A 24,219-nucleotide genomic window follows, 5' to 3' on the forward strand; every position below is an offset into this window, starting at 1 on the left:
TCCGGGTGGAAAATCCCATGCAGGACGTTCAAGCGTTCCTGTCCGTTCATGGGGCGGGCGGTTACACCAAGCACCTTAAAATTATTCAGTACATCGGTTTCGATACGGGAAAGGCGGGCTTTTGCCGCCGCAAGATTGTCCGCTTCAATGGAAAAGGTAATGTACTTGCACTTTTCCAGTCCGTTGTTGCCTTTTTCAAGCTGATTTTTCAGCATATCCGCGTACTCCCTGCGGATAGAGTTAAAAGCGTCGTCCTGTGCCGGAATTTCGATAGCCGCCTGTGCCTTTTCCTTTCTTGCGCCCTGATTGATGAAAGAGAGCTGCACCGAAACGGAAGCGTCAAAGTAGTTGAGAAAATCGCACCAGTTTTCAAAAATGGCGGTCTTATCATCTGCCTGTGCAAGCTGATAGTTAATATCTTCAAAGACAAGGCTTTTACTGTATTTCTTTTCCGTTACCCTGCAAATCCCGTCCGGGTACATCTGCAAGTAGGGAATGGTCTGCTGCGCGGTGTGGGGCTTCCCGTCGCCCTTTGCCGCCTGTATCACGGCGGCGATTTCTTTCTTTTCTGCGCGGGTCAGCTTACGCTTCACGGGATTTTTTACCGCGCGGGTCATGGTTTTTCGTTCTGCCATTGACAATAGCCGATACCTCCTTTTCCAGTTTTCGTTGTTTTTCTATGACGGCATAAAAATTTTCCGTCTGATAGGGGCGTTCCTTTGGTCGGATAAACTTTGTCTGAATGACGTTCTTTATCACGACTTCAAGGGGCTGCCCGTGTTTTTCATACATTGCCAAGAGGAAGCAGGGAAGCATAACGACAATCATTGCAAATGCCGCCATGCTTGTTCCCGCGCTGTCTTTGAGCAAAAAGAAAAGCGGTAGTCCCATAGCGAGGGCTGCCGCAAAACATATAATCTGCCGCTTTGTCAGATTAAAAGCGACTTTTGTTTTGATTTTTGATAAGTCTTTGGGTACGGGTACATACGCCAAGTGAAAACCTCCTTTCGGTCTTTAATGGGCGTTAAAGATTGACTTCGCAAGTGTGCCTGTTTTGAATAGGGAGAAGCACAAAATCACGGTGTAGGCTGCAAGGGAGAAAATCGCGCTGTGCAGGTTGTCCGCTACAATCATGCTGCCAACCAAAACCGCATAAATGCCGACGCATATCATTATGAGGAAGCCTTGAAAACCGAGGGCGAACAGGGCTTTTAAGTAGTTGTTGCCTATCTGCCCCCACTCTCTGTTGGTCATAGTTGCAAACGGGATAGGCGATACCGAACAGTAAAGGTAAATTTCTATCATTCTGCCGTACAGGATAACCGTGATAAGCACCGACATGATTTTCATGCAAAGGCTCACAAGGCTTGTTTCCATAACGAGCATAAGCAGTTCGGGGATTTCCATAGCGTCAAGTCCGGCTTGCATGGACGAGAGGGCGGCGTCAACGTCGATATTCGTATCGCCGCCGATCACGCCCGCCGCGCCGGAAACAACGTGCTGCGCCATATCGAACACCGCCATAGTGATAGTAAAGGTGTGGGTAACGAGATACACCGCTACCCACGCCTTGAAAAACCACTTAAAGAACATGAACGTGTCAATATCGTGCATATTGTTCTTTTCCGTTACCATGCTGATAAGCTCCACGCATAGAACGTAGGTAATAACAAGCCCCGCAATGGGTACAATCACATTTTCCGACAAGCTCTGTATCATGGAAAATATGCCTGCGTTCCACCCCTGCGGGGTTTGTCCTACCTCTGCGGCGATAGTTCCGACTTTTTCGTTTACGTCCCCGAACATAGTTGACAGATTACCGTTAATGGCTCCAATGAGGATTTCCTTTATCCATTCGTTAATCGCGTCAAGTATGCTCTGCATAGGCTAACCCCGCCGCTTAACCGAACAGTCCGGCAAGCAGAGGTACGAGGGTGCCGCCGATAAGGGCAACGCCGCCGCCCGCCATGAGCTGTTTCATGCCCTGGCTTTTCGCGCCCGGATTGTCGTTTCCGTAGCCCTCCAAGAGGTTGATAACGCCCCAAATGCCAAGACCTGCTCCGAGAGCGATAACGAGTGTCTGCAAAACGCCTACTGCGCTGTTGAAAAATGCCATAATATAACTCCTTTCTGCCGCTGTGCGGCTGCCCGAAAAAGGGCATAAAAAACGGCGGTCAGTTTTCGATAACTGCCGCGGTCATAAGTCCCCGCGCTGCGTTTGTTGCTGCTGCGCGGCGGTATTCAGTTGTAGGGTGCGGCTTCCTGCCGCGATACGCGCAAGGAGTAGGGGCGCGTACCATGTAGCCCGTGTTTATTATTTTTACTTTAAGCTCCCTCCTTTTCAAAAAGCGGTGTGTAGACAGGCTTAATGCCGTACTGCCGTTCCCGGACAGCTTCGATATACTTGATATAGGAAATACCTGCCTGTCTTGTCCTGCGTTCCTGTTCCCGCTGCATTTCCTCGGCAGCTTCCACAAGCCCGCTGATAGCCCGGATTAGCTGCTGTTTTGCCTTTTTCTTTCTGATACGCTTATTCATTTTCTGTGTCCTCCTGCAAATCTGCTTCGTCAACTTCGTAATAGTCAAATACCTCGTCCGGCTTTACGATTGCAGGACGGCGGCGCAAGTGCTTTTCCATGTCAAAGGCATTTTTCTTGTCAAAGTCGGAAAGGTACTTGTACTTCGGGTGTTTGGTAATATCGTATTTTTCGGAGAAGAACGGACGCACCCCGCGTAGTTGCAAGATACATTTCCCGCCGTCCATGACCGCAATTTCATCTTCGCTCATAAGCTGCTTGCCTAACTTCTGATAGTTCAGCCCGTGGGAAAGCTCCCGTCCTCTTGTTTCGGAAGTGTTGAAGCTGTCAATGGTTTCTTTCCCCAAGATTTCCGACATTTCTTTAAGGGTCGTTTTCTCCTTGCCGCCCAAGAACAGGGTCGTATCGCAGTTGCCGACAATGGTATCGGCGTTGTCCTTGTAGATAGCCTTTAGCTGCGACTGGCTCTGCAAGATGATGGACGCGGAGATTTCGCGGCTCCTTATCGTGGCAATGAGTTTTTCAAACTTCGGTATCTGCCCGATATTTGCAAACTCGTCAAGCAGACAGCGCACATGAACAGGTAGCCGCCCGCCGTACACATCATCTGCCTTGTCACAAAGCAGATTGAAAAGCTGTGTGTAAAGGATTGATACAACAAAGTTAAAGGTGTCGTCGGTGTCGGAGATAATAACAAAAAGCGCGGTCTTTCGGTCGCCTAAGGTGTCAAGCTCCATTTCGTCGGTTTCCATCAGCTCGCGCAGTTCCCGAATGTCAAAGGGGGCAAGCCGCGCACCGCAGGAAATGAGGATAGAGCTTCTTGTTTTTCCGGCAGACAGCAAAAACTTCTTGTACTGGCGCACCGCAAAATGTTCCGGGTCTTTTTCCTCCAAGCGTTCAAACATGAGGTCAACGGGGGATTGAAATTCCGGGTCGTCCTCGCGGGCTTCCGACGCATTTATCATTTCAAGCAGCGTCGTAAAGTTTTTCTCATTCTCCGGGGCTTCGTACCAGATGTAGCCGATAAGGGCGCAGTAAAAAAGCCGTTCCGATTTCACCCAAAAATCCTCGCCGGATTTTTCCCCGTCGCCTTTGGTGTTGGCGATAATGGTATTTACCAGTTTCAAAATATCCTTTTCGCTGCGCAGATAGGCGAAGGGATTGTACCGCATGGATTTCTTGAAATTGATGGTGTTTAGCACCTTGATTTTGTACCCGCCCCGCTGCAAGAGCTTTCCACACTCGATTAAAACCGTTCCTTTCGGGTCTGTGACAACATAGCTGCTGTGCATTTGCATTAAGTTGGGCTTTACAAAAAACCTTGTTTTGCCGCTGCCGGAGCCGCCGATGACAAGCACGTTTTTGTTTCTTGCATACTTCGGGTGCTTCGGGCGGCTGCTCATCATCAGCCTTTCGGTCTGCGTCAGCAGCACGTTATTTTCAAACATGGGGTCGATATATGGCTTTATATCCTCGGCATTGCCCCAACGTGCAGAGCCGTACTCCATGCCCTTACGGTATTTCTTTGCGTTCTTGCCTTTCACATAGACCGCAAGCCGGATAACGACAGCCCCGACAATGCCGATAAGCAAATCCATAGGGTTAAAACTCGGCAGGGCATTTGAAAAGGCAGCGGAAAAGCCGCTGCCAATGGAAACCAGCTTGCCGGAGAGGTCAGCCCCCGGCGAGAGCCGCACCGCCTGTCCGACTTTATCAAAGAGATACACAAAGAGCAGATAGGGGGCGTTTAGGATAAGCAGCTTCTTGATATTCGGCTTCATAGCGATACCTCCCTGTCCTTGTATTTTGTCTTTTGACGGTTCGCGTTAAGCTGCTTTGCTGCTTCCCGGAATGTGGCAAGTGCCTTTCGGATAGAGGGCTTTTGCTCCTGTGTCAGCTTCTTTGCGGAAAACTCCTTAAAGGCTGCGGTCAGAGCGTCCGCGTCCCGCCCCTTGAAAAAGACGAGATAACGGGGCGGCGTTTCGGTGCTGTCTTTCTTTAGGGCAAAGTCGATACCGTATTTTTTTGCCGTCTGCTCAAAGGCTTTGATATTGCCCTCGGTTATCTCAATGTTGGATAGCCCCGCGTTCTGCTTCGCAAGCTGCTTTAGGGTCTGCTTCCCGTGGGGCTGTTTTTCCTGCTGCTTTTTTGCCTGTGCAAGCATGGCTTTGATTGCCTTTTGCAGCGTTTCAGCGGTCAGCTTCGCTCCCTTGACAGAGAGCGCAACCACTTTTTCGTTGATTTCATCTTGCAATGTTTACCGTCCTCCTTTCCCGGTAGTAGTGATAGTGTTAAGGTGGTACGCCGCTTTTGGGCGTGAAAAAAGGGCGTCCGTTCTTCACGCCGCCCCGTTAAATCCGCACCCGCAGCCCGTTCAAGTCCTCGGCGCGGATACCTACAAGATACCAGTTGTCCCCGTACTCAATCCGGGTCGGCTTCCATTTGCCGCCTGTGAATACGTCCATGCACTCGCCGCAATGCAAGCCGCCGTAATAGTCGGCAATATCAAAGCGAATATCGTAGCGGTCAGCGGTTTCGTCAAAAATTAAAGCTCCTGTTTTCTATGCCATGTGGTAAATCCTCCTTTTTTCGTTTACAGGCTTTCGCCCTCGTTGTAGGTGTAGTAGTCCGGGTCGCCGTATTTAGGCTTGCCGGATAATGCGCCGCTTGCCATGTCGTGAGCGACAAGGGAAGTATAGTAGCTGTCAATGGTAGACGGGGCATTGAAAAGCACCGCCTTTAGGTACTGCTTGATGTTGCGGATTTTCGTGGTGTTCTCCTGCATACAGTCAAGCACAAAGCGGATATGTTCGCTGTTCAGCTTCATAAACTTTGACTTCACAAGCTCGGCGGGGTAATCGTCCCCGGCAATACGGATTTTCTTTCTTGCCGTACAGACGGTTTCAAGCATGAGGTCAACAATTTCATTCAGACGGTCGCGGTCAAGGCTTCTGTCCTGTAAGAGAATGTCATAGGCGATATTGTCTTTGATAATTTCCTCATACACTCTGTAAGCGTCGTTCCTTTCCGTTCTTTTCCGTTCCGGCGGCTGTGCCGTTTCGTCCTCGCCATAAGGCAAGGGATTTAGGGAATGGATAGGAATGGAATGGGTACTTGATAAATCCGTATTTGATTTTTCTTTTTTTGGTAAGTTAGTTCTTTGTATATCTTTATTTAATTGCGTTGGATTTTCCAACGTAGGTTTTTCCTGCGTAGGTTTTTCCAACGTTGGATTATCCAATGTTGGATTTTCCAATGTAGGTAAATCCGATACAGGCGGGGTCTGCGGCTGCTCAAAGATTACATAGTCTGTGCCGCGCAAGCGTCCTTTCTCGTCGCGCTCCCTTGAACGGACGATATACCCGGCGCGTTCCAGTTCCTTAACGGCTTCCCGGATAGCGTCGATTTTCTCCCGGTTGATAAAGGACAGCCCCGCAAGGGTATAGTCCCAATCCTCCGGCAAGGACAGCATTTGCGATAACAGCCCTTTTGCCTTTAGGGATAGCTCCTTATTGCGTAAGTGGTGGTTGCTCATAACCGTATAGCCCTTGTTGCGCTCCACTCTGAAAACTGCCATAGCTTCATCACTCCTTTGCTGCATACCTGTTACGCAATAGAAACGCGATTTTGAGGGTTTAGGTATCAATCCCTTATCCGCTGAAAACCGCGCCCGCAAAGCCGCATAAATCAAGGGCTTTTTCCTGCCTACTGCGTAACAAAGGGCATGAAAAAAGCGGCGTTCCTGTTCTTCCTTGTGGGAAGTGAGAAACGCCGCCTGTGCGGTGCGTTATTCTGCTTCTTCGGCTATGAGGTCTTGTATGACTTCGCCAAAGTCTGCCGTAAAGGAAAAAATGAAGTATTCCAAAACGGCGGGGTCTGCGTCCATAGGCTCGGCTTCTTCGGAAAAGGGCAAGCCCATAAGCCCATAGAGCATTTTTATGATTTTGAACAGCTTCCCCCGGTCGGCGGGGGTGTTCATGGTAACAAGTACGTCGGTCAAGCGGTTTACGGTTTCCATGTCGCCGCCTGTCGTTACCCATACCATTTCTGCGAATGACTGCGTGATTGCCCCGGCGACAAGGTTTACCTTATCCTTGCTGATTTCGCCGGACGGGAGTATAATACCCTTGTCTAAAAGTACGTTTTTCATGTCGTCCTCCTATAATCTGTGGTGCCAAAATGGTGCCCGGTCTTACAAAATCATCTTATACGGAGATACGGCAAGATAAATGACGATACGCGGAAAACCTTGATTTTAAGCCATTTTCGCAAGGTTTTATAAACACTTGCGCGGGCTTATAAGAAGATTTCCGTCTATCAAATCAATAAAAAATAGTAAAAAAAAGTTGCAGGAAATTCGAGATGTGTTATAATCGTTTTTGATTTTGAATGAAAGCCCCGGACAGCAGCTATGGATGAGCCATGCTTGCATGAGCGAATTCATAGATATTGGCCGGGCAAGACGACATGAGTAAGTAGGGCGATAGCCCGGATTACGAATGTTGTCAGCAGTTGCGGGAGCGACGCAGGCGCGGAGTAACTGGCTTTCATCATAGAGATGTCGCCGGCAGGCGACATTTCCTTTTAGAGAAACTTGTGACGGAAAAGAAAATATCAGAAGAGAAAAACAGGAGGAAATCAATATGGCAGTAAAATATGTCTTTGTGACAGGCGGAGTAGTCTCCGGCCTTGGAAAGGGAATCACGGCGGCGTCCCTTGGACGGCTTTTAAAAGCCCGAGGATACAAAGTGACGATGCAGAAATTTGACCCGTACATCAACGTTGACCCGGGTACGATGAACCCGATTCAGCACGGCGAGGTTTTCGTTACCGATGACGGCACAGAGACAGACCTCGATCTCGGCCACTACGAGCGTTTCATCGACGAGAGCCTGGATAAAAATTCCAACGTGACGACCGGAAAAGTATACTGGTCTGTTCTGCAGAAAGAACGCCACGGTGATTTCGGCGGAGGCACCGTACAGGTCATTCCGCACATTACAAACGAAATCAAGAGCCGTTTCTACCGCGGAAAAGAAGTAGACGAGGAGCGTATTGCCATCATTGAGGTCGGCGGAACCGTCGGCGATATCGAGAGCCAGCCGTTTTTGGAGGCAATCCGCCAGTTCCAGCATGACGTCGGACACGAGAACGCCATTCTGATCCACGTTACCCTGATTCCATATCTGAAAGCTTCCGGTGAAATGAAAACAAAACCGACGCAGGCGAGCGTAAAAGAGCTGCAGGGAATCGGTATTCAGCCGGATGTCATCGTATGTCGGTCCGAGCATCCGCTGACCACCGAGATCAAAGATAAAATTGCTCTGTTCTGCAACGTTCCGTCAAGCCATGTTCTGCAGAACCTGGACGTGGAGTATCTGTATGAAGCTCCGCTTGCCATGGAGAAAGAGAACCTGGCGCAGGTTGTCTGCGAGAGCCTTCACCTTCCATGCCCGGAACCGGATCTGTCCGACTGGACCCATATGGTAGAAGCACTCCGCCATCCGAACAAAGAGGTGACGATTGCGCTCGTCGGAAAGTATATCCAGCTGCATGATGCATACCTGAGCGTTGTTGAGGCATTAAAACACGGCGGAATTGCAAGCCATGCAAACGTACACCTGAAATGGGTGGATTCCGAGCTGGTAACCGAGGAGAACGTGGCAGAGTATCTGAGCGATGTGGACGGTGTTCTGGTACCGGGCGGATTCGGAAACCGCGGTATCGAAGGCATGATCACAGCGATTCGATATGCAAGAGAGAACAAGATTCCGTTCCTCGGCCTCTGCCTCGGCATGCAGCTGACGATTGTTGAATATGCAAGAAACATTCTCGGTTACCACGACGCACACAGCATCGAGATGAACCCGAACACCATGCACCCGGTGATCGCACTGATGCCGGATCAGGATGGAATCGAGGATATCGGCGGTACGTTACGTCTCGGCGCATATCCATGCGTCCTGGCAGACGGATCGAAAGCACAGGAGTTGTACGGTGAGAAAGAGATTTCCGAGCGTCACCGCCACCGCTATGAAGTAAACAACGATTTCCGGAAAGCACTGACCGAAAACGGCATGGTTCTCTCCGGTGTTTCTCCGGACGGAAGAATCGTTGAGATGGTAGAACTTTCAGATCATCCGTTCTACATCGCAACGCAGGCACATCCGGAGTTCAAATCCCGTCCGAACCGTCCGCATCCGCTGTTCCGCGGCCTGATCGCAGCAGCAGCCGAGTACCATGCGGCAAAATAATCGATAAATGGTATGAAAAATTAGGTAAAATGCAGTAATAACCTAAGAAAGTTAAGAAAAAATATAAAAAATTATATAAAAATTAAATTTGCTCTTTACAGGACGAAAAAAATAGAGTATAGTAAGGGCAATCCAGAAAGAACGGCGGGGAACAAAAGATTCCCCTCCATTCTTTTCAGAAAAGACAAAGGATAACCGAAAATAAGGAAAGTAAAGGAAGGGAAGCCGTATGACACAGAGCAAAGAGCGTGTCATGGGAGAAGAAGGGCTGTACCGTTCTTCCTTTGAACACGACAACTGCGGTATCGGAGCCGTCGTGAATATCAAAGGTGAAAAATCCCATGCGACCGTAGAAAACGCATTAAAAATCGTAGAAAATCTTGAACATAGAGCCGGCAAAGACGCCGAGGGTAAAACAGGAGACGGAGTAGGAATCTTGTTGCAGATATCGCACAAATTCTTTTCCAAAGCCTGTTCGACCCTCGGTTTTTCATTAGGCGGAGAACGGGAATACGGCGTCGGCGTATTCTTCTTCCCACAAAATGAGCTGAAACGGAACCAGGCAAAAAAGATGTTTGAGATCATCGTGGAAAAAGAGGGACTGGAACTCCTTGGATGGAGAAACGTGCCGACCGTTCCGGAAGTTCTCGGCCATAAGGCAAGAGAGTGTATGCCTTACATCATGCAGGCATTCATCAAAAAACCGGAGGATGTGGAAAAGGGAATCGCTTTCGACCGTCGTCTGTACGTCGTACGCCGTGTTTTCGAACAGAGCAACGACAACACCTACGTGCCATCCCTTTCCAGCCGTACCATCGTATACAAAGGTATGTTCCTCGTAGGACAGCTCCGCACCTTCTTCCGCGATCTGCAGGATGTCGATTATGAATCTGCAATCGCCATGGTGCATTCCCGGTTCAGCACGAACACGAACCCAAGTTGGGAGAGAGCCCATCCGAACCGTTTCATCGTACACAACGGCGAGATCAACACCATCCGCGGAAACGCCGACAAGATGCTGGCCCGTGAGGAGACGATGTCCTCTCCGATGCTGCAGGATGAACTGCACAAGGTTCTGCCGGTTGTCAACACCCAGGGTTCTGACTCTGCAATGCTCGACAATACACTCGAGTTCCTGACCATGAGCGGTATGGATCTTCCGCTGGCTGTCATGATCACGATCCCGGAGCCATGGGCAAACAACGATACGATTTCCCAGGAGAAACGTGATTTCTATCAGTATTATGCAACGATGATGGAGCCGTGGGACGGACCGGCATCGATCCTGTTCTCCGACGGAGATGTGATGGGAGCAGTGCTCGACCGCAACGGTCTTCGTCCTTCCCGTTACTACATCACCAACGATGGATTCCTGATCCTTTCCTCTGAGGTCGGTGTTCTGGAAGTTCCGGAAGAAAAAATCGTCTTAAAAGAGCGTCTCCATCCGGGCAAGATGCTTCTCGTCAACACCGTACAGGGAAAAGTCTTAAACGATGAGGAAGTCAAAGAATATTACGCAAAGAAACAGCCGTACGGCGAATGGCTCGACAGTTATCTGGTACAGTTAAAGGATATCAAAATCCCGAATCTGCCGGTCGAAGAGTACACGAAAGAAGAGCGGATGCGCCTGCAGAAAGCGTTCGGCTACACCTACGAGGAGTACCGTTCCTCCATCGGAAAGATGGCATTAAACGGTGTCGAGGCAACCGCTTCGATGGGTATCGATACCCCGCTTGCCGTTCTCTCCCATGAGCATCAGCCGCTGTTCAACTATTTCAAACAGCTCTTCGCACAGGTAACGAACCCGCCGATCGACTGCATCCGTGAGGAGATCGTAACTTCCACAAGCGTTTACGTCGGACGTGACGGAAATCTGCTTGAGGAGGAGCCGAAGAACTGCCAGGTATTAAAGATCAACAATCCGATCCTGACCAATACCGATATGCTGAAGATCAAGAACATGAAAGTCGAAGGCTTCAAGGCAGTGACCGTTCCGATCACCTACTACAAGAGCGCACCGCTTGACCGTGCGATGGACCGCCTTTTCGTCGAGGTTGACCGTGCACACCGGGCAGGAGCCAACATCCTGATTCTCTCTGACCGCGGCGTCGATGAGAACCATGTGGCGATTCCATCCCTCCTGGCTGTATCTGCGGTTCATCAGCATCTGGTAAAAACGAAAAAGAGAACTTCTCTTGCGATTATTCTGGAGTCCGGCGAGCCGCGCGAGGTGCACCATTTCGCAACACTGCTCGGCTACGGTGCCTGCGCAATCAACCCGTATCTGGCACTCGACACGATCCATGAGCTGATCGAAGAGGGCATGATCAAGAAAGATTACTACGCAGCCGTTGAAGATTACAACCACGCAGTCATCTCTGGTATCGTAAAAATCGCAGCGAAGATGGGTATCTCCACGATCCAGTCGTATCAGGGTTCCCAGATCTTCGAGGCCATCGGTATCTCAGCAGATGTCATCGACAAATACTTCACCGGTACGGTCAGCCGTGTCGGCGGTATTACCCTGGAAGACATTGCAAAAGATGTCGATGAGCGTCATTCCCAGGCATTCGATCCGCTGGAGCTGTCTACCGATCTGACACTGGACAGTATCGGCCGTCATAAATCGAGAAGCCAGGGCGAGGAGCACCGCTACAATCCGCGCACCATTCATACACTGCAGGAGTCCACAAGACGCGGCGACTACAAGATGTTCAAAGAGTACACAGCAATGGTCGACAGCGAGGAGAGCGGCTATCTGCGGAGCCTGATGGACTTCGATTATCCGGAGCAGGGCGTTCCGCTCGAAGAAGTTGAGAGCGTAGATTCTATCGTAAAACGATTCAAAACAGGTGCGATGTCCTACGGTTCTATTTCTCAGGAGGCACATGAGACACTGGCAATTGCCATGAACCGTCTGCATGGAAAATCCAACACTGGTGAGGGCGGTGAGAGTGATGACCGTCTCGAATCCCCGGAGAGATGCTCCGCGATCAAACAGGTAGCATCGGGAAGATTCGGCGTTACCAGCAAATACCTTGTCAGTGCAAAAGAGATCCAGATCAAGATGGCTCAGGGTGCAAAACCGGGCGAGGGCGGCCACTTACCGGCCGGAAAGGTTTACCCGTGGATTGCAAAAACACGTCACTCCACACCGGGTGTATCCCTGATTTCCCCGCCGCCGCACCACGACATCTACTCCATCGAGGACCTTGCACAGCTGATTTATGACCTGAAAAACTCGAATGTGAATGCAAGAATCTCCGTTAAACTGGTATCCGAAGCAGGTGTTGGTACTGTCGCAGCCGGTGTTGCAAAAGCCGGAGCACAGGTTATCCTGATTTCCGGATATGATGGAGGAACGGGAGCAGCACCGAGAAGTTCCATCCACAATGCAGGACTTCCATGGGAGTTAGGCCTTGCCGAGACCCATCAGACGCTGATCAAAAACGGCCTCCGTAACCGTGTCATGATCGAGACCGATGGTAAGCTGATGAGCGGCCGTGACGTTGTGATTGCAGCACTCCTTGGCGCCGAGGAATTCGGTTTTGCGACCGCACCGCTTGTAACGATGGGATGCGTTATGATGCGTGTCTGCAACCTCGATACCTGCCCGATGGGTATTGCAACCCAGAACCCGGAGCTGCGCAAACGTTTCCGCGGCAAACCGGAGTACGTCATCAACTTCATGCGCTTCATCGCAGAAGAGATGCGGGAATACATGGCAAAACTTGGCTTCCGCACCGTTGACGAGATGGTCGGCCGTTCCGACTTCTTAAAGAGAAATGATAAAGTGACGAACGAGCACGCAGACCGCGTAGACTTAAGCCAGATCCTGAACAATCCGTTTGCAAAAGCAGGCGAGAAGGTAACGTTCGATCCGAAAGATGTTTACGACTTCAAACTTGGCGCAACCCTGGATGAGAAGGTACTCTTAAAGAAATTCGGTCCGGCAATGGATAAGAAAGAGAAGAAGACCGTCAAAGTCGAGATCACCAACACCGATCGTACCGTGGGAACGATTCTTGGTGCCGAGATCACCAGAAAATTCGGCACCTCTCTGGAGCCGGATACGTACACCGTACAGTGCAAGGGTGCCGGCGGACAGAGCTTCGGAGCATTTATTCCAAAAGGACTGACCCTGGAACTTGAGGGCGATTCGAACGATTACTTCGGAAAAGGCCTCTCTGGCGGAAAACTGGTTGTCTACCCGCCGAAAGCAAGAAAGTATAAACCGGAAGAAAACATCATCGTCGGAAACGTTGCCCTCTACGGCGCAACGAGCGGTGAGGCGTACATCAACGGTATCGCAGGAGAGCGTTTCTGTGTCAGAAACTCCGGTGCTTACGCCGTTGTCGAGGGTGTCGGTGAGCATGGATGCGAGTATATGACCGGCGGCCGTGTCGTTGTCCTCGGCGCAACCGGAAAGAACTTTGCAGCCGGCATGAGCGGCGGTATCGCTTATGTCCTGGATGAAAAGAGCAACCTGTACCGCAATTTGAACAAGGAAATGATTTCGATTGAACTGGTAGAAAGCAAATACGATATTGCAGAGCTGAAAAACATGATTGAAAAACACGTCGCACACACCGGCTCTGAAAAAGGTAAAGAAATTCTCACACACTTTGACGAATATCTGCCGAAATTCAAGAAGATCATTCCGAATGACTATAAGCGCATGATGATGCTGAGTGCCCAGATGGAAGACAAGGGCCTTAGCAGCGAACAGGCACAGATTGAAGCATTTTACGAAAGCATGCGTAAGTAGGAGGAAGAAGAATTATGGGTAAGCCAACTGGATTTATGGAATATCAGCGCAAGACGGGAAACACCGTTGCCCCGCTTGAGCGTATCAAAAACTTTAAGGAATTTCATCTGCAGCTCCCGAAAAAGGAACAGCAGATGCAGGCTGCCCGCTGTATGGCATGCGGTGTACCGTTCTGCCAGGCGGGAACCATGATTGCGGGAATGGCCTCCGGCTGTCCGCTGCAGAACCTCGTTCCGGAGTGGAATGACCTTGTGTATCTTGGAAACTATGAGCAGGCATACCGCCGCCTCACCAAGACAAACTGTTTTCCGGAATTTACCTCCCGTGTCTGCCCGGCACTCTGCGAAGCAGCCTGTACATGCAACGTAAACGGAGACCCGGTCTGCACGAAGGAAAATGAACGCGCGATCATCGAAAACGCATGGGCAACCGGCCTGATTACGCCGCAGCCGCCGAAAGTGCGCACCGGAAAACGCGTTGCCGTTGTAGGAAGCGGTCCTTCCGGCCTTGCAGCAGCGATGCAGCTCAACCGCCGCGGCCATTCTGTTACGGTCTTTGAACGCCGCGACCGCGTGGGCGGACTTTTACGCTACGGTATTCCGAACATGAAACTCGATAAGAGCGTCATCGACCGCCGTGTGGATCTGATGAAGGCCGAGGGCATCGAGTTTGTGACGAATGCTGATATCGGAAAAGATGTAAAAGCTGACAAACTCTTAAAAGAATTTGACCGTGTCCTGCTCTGCTGCGGTGCGGCAAATCCAAGAGATATCAAGGCAGAGGGAAGAGATGCAAAGGGCATCTACTTTGCTGTCGATTTCCTGACTTCCGTAACGAAGAGTCTTCTGGATTCCAATTTTGAGGATCATGCCTACATCGATGCCAAGGGCAAACACGTTGTTGTCATCGGAGGCGGCGACACCGGTAATGACTGTGTCGGAACTTCCATCCGTCTCGGTGCCAAATCTGTGACACAGCTTGAGATGATGCCGAAAGCACCGGATCAGCGTGCCGAGAACAATCCGTGGCCGGAGTGGCCGAAGATCTGCAAGACGGATTACGGCCAGGAAGAGGCAATCGCCGTATTCGGCCATGATCCGCGGATTTACCAGACAACCGTAACGGAATTTATCAAAAACAAAAAAGGTGAAGTCTGCCAGATCAAGACCGTAAAACTGACACCGAAAAAAGATGAGAAATCCGGCCGCATGATGATGGTTCCGGTTGAGGGAACCGAAGAGATTCTCCCGGCAGATCTCGTTCTTATTGCAGCAGGCTTTTTAGGATCCCAGAAATATGTGACCGATGCATTTAAAGTGGAAGTCAACCAGCGCACCAACGTGAAGACAGATGACGGAAAATACCAGACAACAAAAGAAAATGTCTTCACCGCAGGCGATATGCACCGCGGCCAGTCCCTGGTCGTATGGGCGATCCGCGAGGGACGCGAGGCAGCAAAGGCAGTCGATGAATCCCTGATGGGATACACGAATCTCTAAGTTTTTCTTGACAAAACACGCGAAAAACTGCTATAATATGCCCAAAACAAGGGTGTTTTTACGCAAGGTGTCTTTCTGCCCTGCCGCGTGAAAACACCCTTTTCGTTTAGAATCGTCTTTGATAAAGGAGAGAATCGATATGGCAAAGTATACGAAGGAAGCGATCCTTCAGATGGCGGAGGAAGAAGATGTTGAATTTATCCGCCTGCAGTTTACCGATATGTTTGGAATGATGAAAAATATGGCCATCACCGCCGGACAGCTGGAAAAAGCCCTGAATAATCAGTGCGTTTTCGATGGCTCTTCGTTCGAAGGATTTGTCACCATCGAGGAAGCAGACATGTTTCTGCACCCGGATCTCGACACCTTTGCAATACTTCCGTGGCGTCCGCAGCAAGGAAAGGTTGCAAGATTGATCTGTGATGTGTATGATAGAGAGGGGAATCTTTATGCAAAGAGTTCCCGAACCATCCTTCAGAAGGTAATTTCCGAAGCGAAAGCGATGGGTTATGAGTTTGAAATCTCACCGGAGTGTGAATTTTTCCTGTTCCACACCGATGAGGACGGCGGAGCAACGAGTGTAACGCACGACAAAGGCGGTTATCTGGATCTTGGACCGCTGGACCTGGGAGAAAACGCGCGGCGCGATATGGTGCTGACTCTCGAAGAAATGGGAATCGACGTTGAGTCTTCCTTCCACGAGGTAGCGGCAGGCCAGCACGAACTGGATTTCTGTCCGGCTGCAGCACTTCGGACGGCAGATCAGCTGATGACTGCCAAATTTGCTATCCGTACGATTGCAAAACGTCATGGTCTTCACGCAACCTTTATGCCAAAACCAAAAACCGGAGTTCACGGATCGGGTCTTCATCTTTCCTTCTCCCTGTTTCAGGAGGGAAAAGATGTGTTTGCCGACAAATCCGATGAATACGGGCTCAGCAAAGAGGCATATTACTTTATGGGCGGACTGATGAAACACATCAGCGGAATCGCAGCGATTACCAATCCGCTTGTAAACTCCTACAAACGTCTGACACCGGGATACGGTGCACCGATCTACGTGGCATGGTCTGCAAAGAACAGAAGCCCGCTGATCCGCATTCCGCTGACGGGAGACGGTATCATGGCCATTGAGCTTCGATGCCCGGATTCGGCAGCCAATCCGTACCTAGCACTTGCTGTCTGCATGGCAGCAGGACTTGACGGTATCAAACAGAAAATCGTTCCGCCGTCCCCGGTGGACCGCAATATTTCCGATCTGACAGAAGAAGAACGAAACGCGATGCAGATCACCCTTCTCCCGGGAAGCCTTGGAGAAGCGGTCGCAGAGTTAAAGAAAGACGATTTTCTGTGTCAGGTACTCGGCCAGGAATTTGTGGATGGATATATCAATGCCAAAGAAGAAGAGTGGCATGAGTATCTCCGCCAGGTATCCGACTGGGAGACCGAGAAATATCTGTACCGTATTTAGACGACGAAGGGGCCTGAAAATGCATGAGCAGCATAGTGATAGTACTTCCCAAAATAGAAGATGGAAAGCGCATCCGGGATATTCTGGCAAAAAGAGGATATGAAATCGATGCTGTCTGTTCGACAGCGGCAGCGGCGCTCGGAGAGATGAACAACTTAAACGGCGGTATCGTCATCTGCGGCTACAAGCTTCCGGATATGTTTTTTACGGATCTGAATGAGTGTATGCCGTCCGGCTTCCAGATGCTTCTGATTGCATCGAGCCGCGCATTAAGTGCGGTGGAGGGAACCGGAATCATGGCGGTTACGATGCCGCTTTCCGTGTACGAGCTGGTCAATACACTGGAGATGATGCTGCAGAGTGCGGCACGGCGCAGAAAGAAAGAGCGGGCAAAGCCCAAGGTGCGCAGCGCCGAGGAACAGCACATCATCGATCGTGCAAAAAGCCTTCTGATCGAACGAAATCACATGACCGAGTCGGAGGCCCATCGCTACATGCAGAAATGCAGCATGGACAGCGGCACCAATCTGGTTGAAACGGCACAGATGGTGCTGACGCTTTTGACAGAGTAAGAAAAAGTGAAAAGGAGCGACATAATAATGTTCAAAATCAATGACAATTATCTGAAATTGCCGGGAAGCTATCTGTTTTCCACCATTGCAAAAAAAGTTGCAGCTTACACCGAGGCAAATCCGGACGCGAAAATCATCCGTCTTGGAATCGGCGACGTAACCCAGCCGATCGCACCGGCGATCATTGAAAAGCTGCACGGAGCAGTGGATGAGATGGGACACGCAGAGACCTTCCACGGATATGCACCAGATCTTGGATATGCTTTCCTTCGCGATACCATCGCAAAAAATGATTATCGGGACAGAGGATGCGATATCTCATCTGATGAAATTTTTGTATCGGACGGCGCAAAATGCGACTGCAGCAACATTCAGGAGATCTTCAGCCTGGACAACAAGATCGCTGTATGCGACCCGGTTTATCCGGTTTATGTAGACTCCAACGTAATGGCAGGCCGTGCCGGTGACTACGACGCAGCAACCGAGCGTTTCACGAATGTGATTTACATGCCGTGTACTGCAGAAAACAACTTCACCCCGGATCTCCCGAAAGAAACCCCGGATCTGATTTATCTGTGCTTCCCGAACAACCCGACCGGCGCTATGGTTTCCAAAGCCGAGCTGCAGAAATGGGTTGATTATGCAAATAAAGTAGGAGCCATCATCCTGTATGATGCTGCATACGAGGCATATATCTCAGAAAAAGACATTCCGCATTCCATCTATGAGTGCGAGGGTGCAAGAACATGTGCCATCGAAATGCGCAGCTTCTCCAAGAACGCAGGCTTTACCGGTATGCGTCTTGGATTCACCGTTATCCCGAAAGACATCAAATCCGGCGATGTGACTCTGCACAGCCTGTGGGCACGCCGTCACGGAACGAAATACAACGGAGCTCCGTACATCATCCAGAGAGCCGGCGAGGCTGTTTACTCTCCGGAAGGAAAAGCACAGTTAAAAGAGCAGGTTGCTTACTACATGAAGAACGCAAAAGTCATCTACGACGGATTAAAGGGCGCAGGCTACACCGTATCCGGCGGCGTCAACGCTCCGTATATCTGGCTGAAAACACCGGGAAATATGACTTCCTGGGAGTTCTTTGATCACCTGCTTGCAGACGCAAACGTAGTCGGAACACCAGGATCAGGCTTCGGCCCGAGCGGAGAAGGCTACTTCCGTCTGACTGCATTCGGTACGTATGAGAATACAGTAGAGGCAGTGGAGAGAATCAAAAAACTGTAAATTGTGTGCGAAATACCAATAAAACGGAATTTCTGCGCAATTTTATAAACACGCGAAAAAATAATTTTGTATAGATAAAATTCACGAAAAAATGCATTAGAATTTATATAAAATCCGTAAAAATTAGGTGTTTACAAATGCAAAACTGCTGTGCTATAATGCACAGTATGAAAAAGGCAGTGAAGGAAACTCCGTATGCGGAATCTGACAGGAAGCCGATGTCACCGACTGAGAGCATCAGCATGGAGGAAACATACAATGGGGAACATTCCGGAGCCGGTCTGCTGAACATGAGATCCGAACAGGAAATCAAGTAGGCAGATCCGTGATACGCGTTAAGTATAAATGAGTGGGCGTTTTCCCCCGGAAAACCGGAGAGAAAAACGCAATGCGGGTGGTACCGCGGGAACATAAAATATCCCGTCCCGGAACAGTAGTTAAAAAACTGTTCCGGGACTTTTTTATTTGAAAAAGCAATCCGGGACAGGCGAGAAAGAGAGGAGAACAAGACATGGAATTTATGACAGGCGTAAAGAAAAAAGAAGACATCTCCGTAAAAACTCTGCTGGAGATACCGGAAGGCACAGAAGTAAAACTCGAAGGAGCCGTACACATCATCCGTGACATGGGCGAGGTTGCCTTTGTCATCTTAAGAAAGAGCGAGGGACTCGTTCAGTGTGTGTACGAAGAAGGAAGTGTTGACTTCCCGCTGAAAGATCTGAAAGAGGAATCGGCAGTTGCCGTAACCGGAACGGTCAAAAAAGAGGACCGCGCACCGGGCGGCGTCGAAGTCAGGCTGCAGACCATCACCGTTCTTTCCGAGCCGACCGAGCCAATGCCGCTCGCAGTCAACAAATGGAAAATGAACACCTCCCTTGAAGCAATGCTGAACATGCGGCCGATCGCTCTTCGAAACGTCAGAGAGCGTGCAAAATTCCGCATCCAGGAAGGCGTGGTACGGGCGTTCCGTGATTTCCTTCATTCCCAGGGATTCACCGAAATCCATACACCGAAGATCGGCGCGAAAGGCGCTGAAGGCGGCGCAAACATCTTCAAGCTGGAATATTTCCACCGCCCGGCTGTCCTTGCACAGAGCCCGCAGTTCTACAAACAGATGCTCGTCGGCGTGTTTGACCGTGTCTTTGAAGTTGGACCGGTTTTCCGTGCAGAGAAACACAACACGAAACGTCATCTGAACGAGTATACCAGCCTTGACTTTGAGATGGGCTACATCGAGGATTACACCGACATCATGGCAATGGAAACCGGATTTTTACAGTACATGGCGGAGCTTCTTAAAAAGGATTACGCAAAAGAGCTGGAGATCCTGAAAGTTATGCTTCCAAAGACAGAAGAAATCCCAACTGTACCGTTCACGAAAGCGAAAGAGCTGGTAGCCGAGAAATACAACCGAAAGATCCGCAACCCGTTCGACCTTGAGCCAGAGGAGGAGCTTCTGATCGGCCAGTATTTCAAAGAGGAGTACGATGCAGACTTCGTATTCGTCACCGAATATCCGTCGAAAAAGAGACCGTTCTATGCGATGGACGACCCGGAGGATAAGAGATACACAAAGAGCTTCGACCTGCTGTTCCACGGTCTGGAGATTACAACCGGAGGCCAGCGTATCCACGATTACAAGATGCTCTCTGAAAAGATCGCAGCCCGCGGCATGACAGAAGAGGGCATGGAGCAGTATTTAAGTGCTTTCAAACACGGTATGCCGCCGCACGGAGGTCTTGGCATCGGTCTGGAGCGTCTAACCATGAAGCTGATCGGTGAGGACAACGTCCGCGAGACAACGCTGTTCCCGCGTGATCTTACAAGACTGGAGCCGTAAGCGGATCCTGCTGGAAAATGAAAAAGGAGAATGAGTGAAATGGCAAATGTGATTTCAGATGAAACGATGGAATATGTCGGCATCCTGGCAAAGCTGGAATTAAAGGATGAGGAAAAAGAATCCGCACGGCAGGATATGCAGAAGATGCTGGATTATGTAGATAAATTAAACGAGCTCGACACCAGCAAGGTCGAGCCGATGACCCACATTTTCGAGATGGGAAATGTATTCCGCGAGGATGAAGTAACCAATGGCGACGACCGCGATGCAATGCTTACCAATGCACCGGAAGTCAAAGAGGGCCAGTACAAGGTTCCGAAAACGGTAGAATAGCAGGAGGAGATTGATATGGAAATCAAAGATATGACAGCAGTACAGCTTTCTGCCGCAATCAAAGAAGGAAAGATCACTGTAGCGGACGCTGTAGAAGCGTCTCTTGCGGCAGTCAAAGCATCGGAAGAATCAATTCACGCATTCCTTCTTGTGGATGAAAAGGGTGCAAGAGCACGCGCGGCAGAAGTGCAGAAGAAAATTGACGCAGGAGAGCTCACCGGTCCGCTGGCCGGCGTTCCGATTGCGGTCAAGGACAACATCTGTACGAAAGGTCTTGCGACGACGTGTGCGTCAAAGATCCTGCAGAACTTTGTTCCGACGTACGATGCAGAGGTTATCACACGGCTCGAAGAGGCGGGAGCCGTTATCATCGGAAAGACAAACATGGATGAGTTTGCGATGGGAAGTACGACAGAGACTTCCGCGTACGGCGTGACGAAAAATCCATGGAACACCGAACACGTTCCAGGCGGTTCCTCCGGCGGTTCCTGCGCAGCCGTTGCAGCAGGAGAAGTACCGATGGCACTTGGCTCCGATACCGGCGGATCGATCCGTCAGCCGAGTTCCTTCTGCGGCGTAACCGGCATGAAACCGACGTACGGCACCGTTTCCCGTTACGGACTGATCGCTTATGGTTCCTCCCTTGACCAGATCGGACCGGTCGCAAAGGATGTGACAGACTGTGCAGCACTGCTGCAGACGGTCGCTTCGTATGATGCAAAAGATGCGACATCGATGAAACGCGACGATTACGATTTCATGAGCGCTTTAAAAGAAGATGTCTCCGATCTGAAAATCGGTATTCCGAACAGCTGCTTCGGCGAAGGCCTGGATCCGCAGGTGAAGGAATCCATTTTAAAAGCTGCCGATGTCCTGAAGGCACGCGGAGCAGAAGTAGAGTATTTCGATCTCGACCTCATTGATTATGCCATTCCGGCTTACTACGTTATTGCATCCGCTGAGGCAAGCTCCAACCTGGAACGCTTCGACGGCGTGAAATACGGTTTCCGTGCCAAAGAGTACGAAGGACTCCACGATATGTATAAGAAGAGCCGTTCTGAGGGCTTCGGTCCAGAGGTGAAACGACGGATTATGCTGGGAAGCTTCGTCTTAAGCTCCGGTTACTACGATGCGTATTATCTGAAAGCACTGCGCACGAAAGCCCTGATTAAAAAAGAGTTTGACCGCGCATTTGAAAAATACGATATGATTTTAAGCCCGGCAGCACCATCGACCGCACCGCGTCTCGGGGAATCGCTTTCCGATCCGCTGCAGATGTATCTGGGCGATATTTACACCGTATCCGTCAACCTCGCCGGCCTTCCGGGCATCACCGTTCCGTGCGGCATGGATGACAAGGGGCTTCCGATCGGCATGCAGCTTATCGGAGACTGTTTCTCAGAGAAAAAACTGTTCCGTGCAGCATACACCTATGAGCAGGCACGCGGTGCATTCGGACAGCCAGAAAAATGGTAAGGAGGAAGCAAAACAATGTCAAAACAGTATGAAACCGTCATCGGACTTGAAGTACATGTGGAGCTTGCGACGAGAACAAAAATTTTCTGCGGCTGCTCTACCGCATTCGGCGGTGCGCCGAACACCCACACCTGCCCGGTCTGCACCGGTATGCCGGGATCCCTTCCAGTATTAAATAAGAAGGTTGTCGATTACGCCCTGCGCGTCGGACTGGCTGCAAACTGCAAAATCAACCAGCTCTGCAAATTCGACCGGAAGAACTATTTCTACCCGGACAACCCGCAGAACTATCAGATTTCCCAGCTGTATCTGCCGATCTGCCACGATGGATATGTCGAGATTGACACCGCAGCGGGAAAGAAGAAAATCGGCATTCATGAGATCCATATGGAAGAAGATGCCGGAAAGCTGATCCACGATGAGTGGGAGGATTGCTCGCTCGTCGACTATAACCGAAGCGGCGTTCCGCTGATCGAGATTGTATCCGAGCCGGATATGCGCTCTGCGGAAGAGGTTATCGCTTATCTGGAAAAACTGCGTATGATGATTCAGTATCTCGGCGCATCCGACTGCAAACTGCAGGAGGGCTCGATGCGTGCCGATGTCAACCTTTCGGTCCGTGAGGTTGGAAGTGAGAAATTCGGAACACGTACCGAGATGAAGAACCTGAACTCCTTTAAGGCAATCGGAAGAGCGATCGAGGGAGAGCGTGCAAGACAGATCGAGCTGATCGAGGAAGGAAAAGCCGTTGTCCAGGAGACCCGCCGCTGGGACGACAACAAAGAGTATTCCTACGCGATGCGTTCGAAAGAGGATGCGAAGGATTACCGCTACTTCCCGGACCCGGATCTGCCGCCGGTGCACATTTCCGACGAGTGGATCGACCGCATTGTGAAATCCATGCCGGAATTCCAGCCGGAAAAACAGGCACGCTACGTGGAGCAGTACGGACTGCCGCAGTACGATGCGGGCATTCTGACCGGTTCCAAGAAGCTGTCCGATCTCTTTGAGGAGACGACGGCGCTCTGCGGCAAACCGAAAAAAGTGGCAAACTGGCTGATGGGCGAGACCTTACGTCTCTTAAAGGAGAACGGCCAGGAGCCGGAGGATCTGCAGTTTTCACCGAAGCATCTGGCATCCCTGATCGAACTGGCAGAAGCCGGATCGGTCAACAACCAGGTGGCAAAAGAGGTATTTGAGCAGATCTTTGCAGAGGATGTCGATCCGGAAGCATACGTCGAGGAGCACGGACTGAAAACCGTAAACGACACCGGCCTTCTGGAAGAAACTGCGAGAAAAGTTCTGGAAAACAACCCTGGCCCGGTAGAGCAGTACAAATCCGGAAAGACAAAAGTCCTCGGATTTCTGGTCGGCCAGGTCATGAAAGAAATGAAAGGCAAAGCCAACCCGGCAGCAGCAGGAGAGCTGCTGCAGAAGCTGCTGTCTGAATAAAGAAAACAGAATTGCACGAATGGAGGCCTGGAAATGGTCTCCATTTTTCAGCCCGAAAAATCAAAGAAAATGCATAATCTGCCTCCTTTTGGGAAATTCTTTATAAAGAAACCGGAAGAGATAAAAAGACGATACAAAATCCGGAAAAAGGAGGTTTCTTTACATGAAAGGACTGGATTACACCGCACTCACCGTTGCAATCATCGGAGCCGTCAACTGGGGCTTGATCGGATTCTTCCGCCTCGACCTCGTCGCCCTGATCTTCGGAAACATGACGTGGCTGAGCCGCATCATCTACGCGGTTGTCGGCATCTGCGGTCTCTACCTGATCTCCGTCTACGGAAGAATTTCCGACCACGTACTGGGACAGGCGTAAGAACAGGACCCTCTCATATACGCAGAGAAAGGCGGTATGAGAGGGTTTTCTTTTGCTGTTTTAGGAAGGACAAAACAAATATTGCGGCCCTCTGTATGGTTTTGAGCAGGGATATGGATCAGAAAAAGAAAAAATACCGGATGCTTCTGATGCAGCTTTCCTGTGCTGTTCTGCTGGCAAGTGATGCTGCAGCGTGGGCATTCCGCGGAAGTCCGGGGAGTCTGGAAAGAGGTATTGTGTATGTGAGTAACTATCTGGTTTGAATGTGATAGATCTTGCTGAATGGATTGCCCTTGCAGCAATTTTTATCCAATGCGTCGTAAAACCCCTTGCTTCAGCTATGGGGATATAAGACGCGTCCATCGAATTTACGCAAGTAATTGAAGATGGACAAAATAA

General features: G+C 50.3%; 22 protein-coding genes and 1 pseudogene. 13 read left to right on the top strand and 10 right to left on the bottom strand.

The genetic code is table 11. The features are described 5' to 3' along the window. From DW743_RS18475 to DW743_RS11270, 10 genes and pseudogenes are all read right to left on the bottom strand, one after another. Positions 1-635, bottom strand: a pseudogene (locus tag DW743_RS18475) (VirB4-like conjugal transfer ATPase, CD1110 family); the annotation flags it as partial. After that, positions 583-993: a PrgI family protein gene (locus tag DW743_RS11230; RefSeq protein WP_035290041.1), complete on the bottom strand. Its 411-nt coding sequence runs from the start codon at positions 991-993 to the stop codon at positions 583-585. The pseudogene DW743_RS18475 and the gene DW743_RS11230, both read right to left, overlap by 53 nt. Positions 994-1,014: 21 nt before the next feature. Beyond that, positions 1,015-1,884, bottom strand: a complete 870-nt coding sequence (locus DW743_RS11235; protein WP_117524147.1) for a VirB6/TrbL-like conjugal transfer protein, CD1112 family — start codon at positions 1,882-1,884, stop codon at positions 1,015-1,017. 16 nt (positions 1,885-1,900) lie between these two features. Continuing rightward, the gene (locus DW743_RS11240) at positions 1,901-2,116 is read right to left on the bottom strand and encodes a Maff2 family mobile element protein (protein WP_035290046.1); all 216 of its coding nucleotides are present in this window, start codon (positions 2,114-2,116) and stop codon (positions 1,901-1,903) included. Between the two features lie 209 nt (positions 2,117-2,325). Next, positions 2,326-2,538, bottom strand: a complete 213-nt coding sequence (locus DW743_RS11245) for a condensin complex subunit 2 (RefSeq protein WP_117524149.1) — start codon at positions 2,536-2,538, stop codon at positions 2,326-2,328. Beyond that, positions 2,531-4,318 (bottom strand): VirD4-like conjugal transfer protein, CD1115 family, encoded by a 1,788-nt coding sequence (locus DW743_RS11250; protein ID WP_005928544.1) that lies wholly within the window; start codon positions 4,316-4,318, stop codon positions 2,531-2,533. Before DW743_RS11250 ends, DW743_RS11245 begins: the two co-directional genes overlap by 8 nt. Continuing rightward, the gene (locus DW743_RS11255) at positions 4,315-4,791 is read right to left on the bottom strand and encodes a PcfB family protein (RefSeq protein WP_005928540.1); all 477 of its coding nucleotides are present in this window, start codon (positions 4,789-4,791) and stop codon (positions 4,315-4,317) included. Before DW743_RS11255 ends, DW743_RS11250 begins: the two co-directional genes overlap by 4 nt. Before the next feature lie 97 nt (positions 4,792-4,888). Then, positions 4,889-5,083, bottom strand: a complete 195-nt coding sequence (locus DW743_RS11260) for a DUF5348 domain-containing protein (protein WP_199608560.1) — start codon at positions 5,081-5,083, stop codon at positions 4,889-4,891. A gap of 47 nt (positions 5,084-5,130) precedes the next feature. Beyond that, entirely contained in the window at positions 5,131-6,114 is a 984-nt protein-coding gene (locus DW743_RS11265) for a DUF6017 domain-containing protein (RefSeq protein WP_117524151.1), read from the bottom strand. A 210-nt stretch (positions 6,115-6,324) separates the two neighbouring features. Next, complete coding sequence (locus tag DW743_RS11270; protein ID WP_117524153.1) at positions 6,325-6,687, bottom strand: hypothetical protein; 363 nt, start codon at positions 6,685-6,687, stop codon at positions 6,325-6,327. A 493-nt stretch (positions 6,688-7,180) separates the two neighbouring features. Here DW743_RS11270 and DW743_RS11275 point away from each other — a divergent pair, with 493 nt between their 5' ends. The 13 genes from DW743_RS11275 to DW743_RS17975 all read left to right on the top strand — a co-directional run bounded on the left by DW743_RS11275 (position 7,181) and on the right by DW743_RS17975 (position 24,083). Beyond that, positions 7,181-8,791, top strand: coding sequence for a CTP synthase (locus DW743_RS11275; protein WP_117761556.1), 1,611 nt, complete (start codon positions 7,181-7,183; stop codon positions 8,789-8,791). Positions 8,792-9,020: 229 nt separating this feature from the next. Continuing rightward, positions 9,021-13,559, top strand: coding sequence for a glutamate synthase large subunit (gene gltB, locus DW743_RS11280; RefSeq protein ID WP_117761555.1), 4,539 nt, complete (start codon positions 9,021-9,023; stop codon positions 13,557-13,559). Positions 13,560-13,573: 14 nt separating this feature from the next. Continuing rightward, positions 13,574-15,058 (top strand): glutamate synthase subunit beta, encoded by a 1,485-nt coding sequence (locus DW743_RS11285; protein ID WP_022462356.1) that lies wholly within the window; start codon positions 13,574-13,576, stop codon positions 15,056-15,058. A gap of 139 nt (positions 15,059-15,197) precedes the next feature. Next, on the top strand, positions 15,198-16,529 hold the full coding sequence (gene glnA, locus DW743_RS11290; protein ID WP_117761554.1) for a type I glutamate--ammonia ligase: 1,332 nt from the start codon (positions 15,198-15,200) through the stop codon (positions 16,527-16,529). A gap of 23 nt (positions 16,530-16,552) precedes the next feature. Beyond that, a complete protein-coding gene (locus DW743_RS11295) occupies positions 16,553-17,101 on the top strand; it encodes an ANTAR domain-containing response regulator (RefSeq protein ID WP_022462354.1) in 549 nt (182 codons plus the stop codon). A 27-nt stretch (positions 17,102-17,128) separates the two neighbouring features. Continuing rightward, positions 17,129-18,343, top strand: coding sequence for an LL-diaminopimelate aminotransferase (locus DW743_RS11300; RefSeq protein WP_055265995.1), 1,215 nt, complete (start codon positions 17,129-17,131; stop codon positions 18,341-18,343). A 167-nt stretch (positions 18,344-18,510) separates the two neighbouring features. Further along, positions 18,511-18,660 carry a hypothetical protein gene (locus tag DW743_RS17970; protein WP_158555021.1) on the top strand — a complete coding sequence of 50 codons (150 nt, stop codon included), beginning with the start codon at positions 18,511-18,513 and terminating at the stop codon, positions 18,658-18,660. 194 nt (positions 18,661-18,854) lie between these two features. Beyond that, the gene (aspS, locus tag DW743_RS11310; protein WP_117761553.1) at positions 18,855-20,183 is read left to right on the top strand and encodes an aspartate--tRNA(Asn) ligase; all 1,329 of its coding nucleotides are present in this window, start codon (positions 18,855-18,857) and stop codon (positions 20,181-20,183) included. Between the two features lie 39 nt (positions 20,184-20,222). Continuing rightward, positions 20,223-20,516 carry an Asp-tRNA(Asn)/Glu-tRNA(Gln) amidotransferase subunit GatC gene (gatC, locus tag DW743_RS11315; RefSeq protein WP_055228254.1) on the top strand — a complete coding sequence of 98 codons (294 nt, stop codon included), beginning with the start codon at positions 20,223-20,225 and terminating at the stop codon, positions 20,514-20,516. Positions 20,517-20,531: 15 nt separating this feature from the next. Next, positions 20,532-21,992 (top strand): Asp-tRNA(Asn)/Glu-tRNA(Gln) amidotransferase subunit GatA, encoded by a 1,461-nt coding sequence (gatA, locus tag DW743_RS11320; RefSeq protein WP_117761552.1) that lies wholly within the window; start codon positions 20,532-20,534, stop codon positions 21,990-21,992. Positions 21,993-22,007: 15 nt separating this feature from the next. Further along, on the top strand, positions 22,008-23,444 hold the full coding sequence (gene gatB, locus DW743_RS11325; protein ID WP_055217758.1) for an Asp-tRNA(Asn)/Glu-tRNA(Gln) amidotransferase subunit GatB: 1,437 nt from the start codon (positions 22,008-22,010) through the stop codon (positions 23,442-23,444). Positions 23,445-23,607: 163 nt separating this feature from the next. After that, positions 23,608-23,820, top strand: coding sequence for a DUF378 domain-containing protein (locus tag DW743_RS11330; protein WP_055228257.1), 213 nt, complete (start codon positions 23,608-23,610; stop codon positions 23,818-23,820). Positions 23,821-23,933: 113 nt separating this feature from the next. Next, on the top strand, positions 23,934-24,083 hold the full coding sequence (locus tag DW743_RS17975) for a hypothetical protein (RefSeq protein WP_158568563.1): 150 nt from the start codon (positions 23,934-23,936) through the stop codon (positions 24,081-24,083). The last annotated feature ends 136 nt before the right edge of the window (positions 24,084-24,219 follow it).

Origin of the sequence: Blautia sp. AM28-27 (assembly GCF_003480905.1) — a bacterium.
GTDB lineage: Bacteria > Bacillota > Clostridia > Lachnospirales > Lachnospiraceae > Fusicatenibacter > Fusicatenibacter saccharivorans.

Bases quoted from the DNA above. Each gene is read 5' to 3' on its own strand.
- gatB (WP_055217758.1), top strand. From the start codon at position 22,008: ATGTCAAAACAGTATGAAACCGTCATCGGACTTGAAGTACATGTGGAG.
- glnA (WP_117761554.1), top strand. From the start codon at position 15,198: ATGGCAAAGTATACGAAGGAAGCGATCCTTCAGATGGCGGAGGAAGAA.
- DW743_RS11270 (WP_117524153.1), bottom strand. From the start codon at position 6,687: ATGAAAAACGTACTTTTAGACAAGGGTATTATACTCCCGTCCGGCGAA.
- gatC (WP_055228254.1), top strand. From the start codon at position 20,223: ATGGCAAATGTGATTTCAGATGAAACGATGGAATATGTCGGCATCCTG.
- DW743_RS11275 (WP_117761556.1), top strand. From the start codon at position 7,181: ATGGCAGTAAAATATGTCTTTGTGACAGGCGGAGTAGTCTCCGGCCTT.
- DW743_RS11235 (WP_117524147.1), bottom strand. From the start codon at position 1,884: ATGCAGAGCATACTTGACGCGATTAACGAATGGATAAAGGAAATCCTC.
- DW743_RS11250 (WP_005928544.1), bottom strand. From the start codon at position 4,318: ATGAAGCCGAATATCAAGAAGCTGCTTATCCTAAACGCCCCCTATCTG.
- aspS (WP_117761553.1), top strand. From the start codon at position 18,855: ATGGAATTTATGACAGGCGTAAAGAAAAAAGAAGACATCTCCGTAAAA.
- DW743_RS11265 (WP_117524151.1), bottom strand. From the start codon at position 6,114: ATGGCAGTTTTCAGAGTGGAGCGCAACAAGGGCTATACGGTTATGAGC.
- gatA (WP_117761552.1), top strand. From the start codon at position 20,532: ATGGAAATCAAAGATATGACAGCAGTACAGCTTTCTGCCGCAATCAAA.
- DW743_RS17975 (WP_158568563.1), top strand. From the start codon at position 23,934: ATGGATCAGAAAAAGAAAAAATACCGGATGCTTCTGATGCAGCTTTCC.
- DW743_RS11240 (WP_035290046.1), bottom strand. From the start codon at position 2,116: ATGGCATTTTTCAACAGCGCAGTAGGCGTTTTGCAGACACTCGTTATC.
- DW743_RS11285 (WP_022462356.1), top strand. From the start codon at position 13,574: ATGGGTAAGCCAACTGGATTTATGGAATATCAGCGCAAGACGGGAAAC.
- DW743_RS17970 (WP_158555021.1), top strand. From the start codon at position 18,511: ATGAAAAAGGCAGTGAAGGAAACTCCGTATGCGGAATCTGACAGGAAG.
- DW743_RS11330 (WP_055228257.1), top strand. From the start codon at position 23,608: ATGAAAGGACTGGATTACACCGCACTCACCGTTGCAATCATCGGAGCC.
- DW743_RS11295 (WP_022462354.1), top strand. From the start codon at position 16,553: ATGAGCAGCATAGTGATAGTACTTCCCAAAATAGAAGATGGAAAGCGC.
- DW743_RS11300 (WP_055265995.1), top strand. From the start codon at position 17,129: ATGTTCAAAATCAATGACAATTATCTGAAATTGCCGGGAAGCTATCTG.
- gltB (WP_117761555.1), top strand. From the start codon at position 9,021: ATGACACAGAGCAAAGAGCGTGTCATGGGAGAAGAAGGGCTGTACCGT.
- DW743_RS11245 (WP_117524149.1), bottom strand. From the start codon at position 2,538: ATGAATAAGCGTATCAGAAAGAAAAAGGCAAAACAGCAGCTAATCCGG.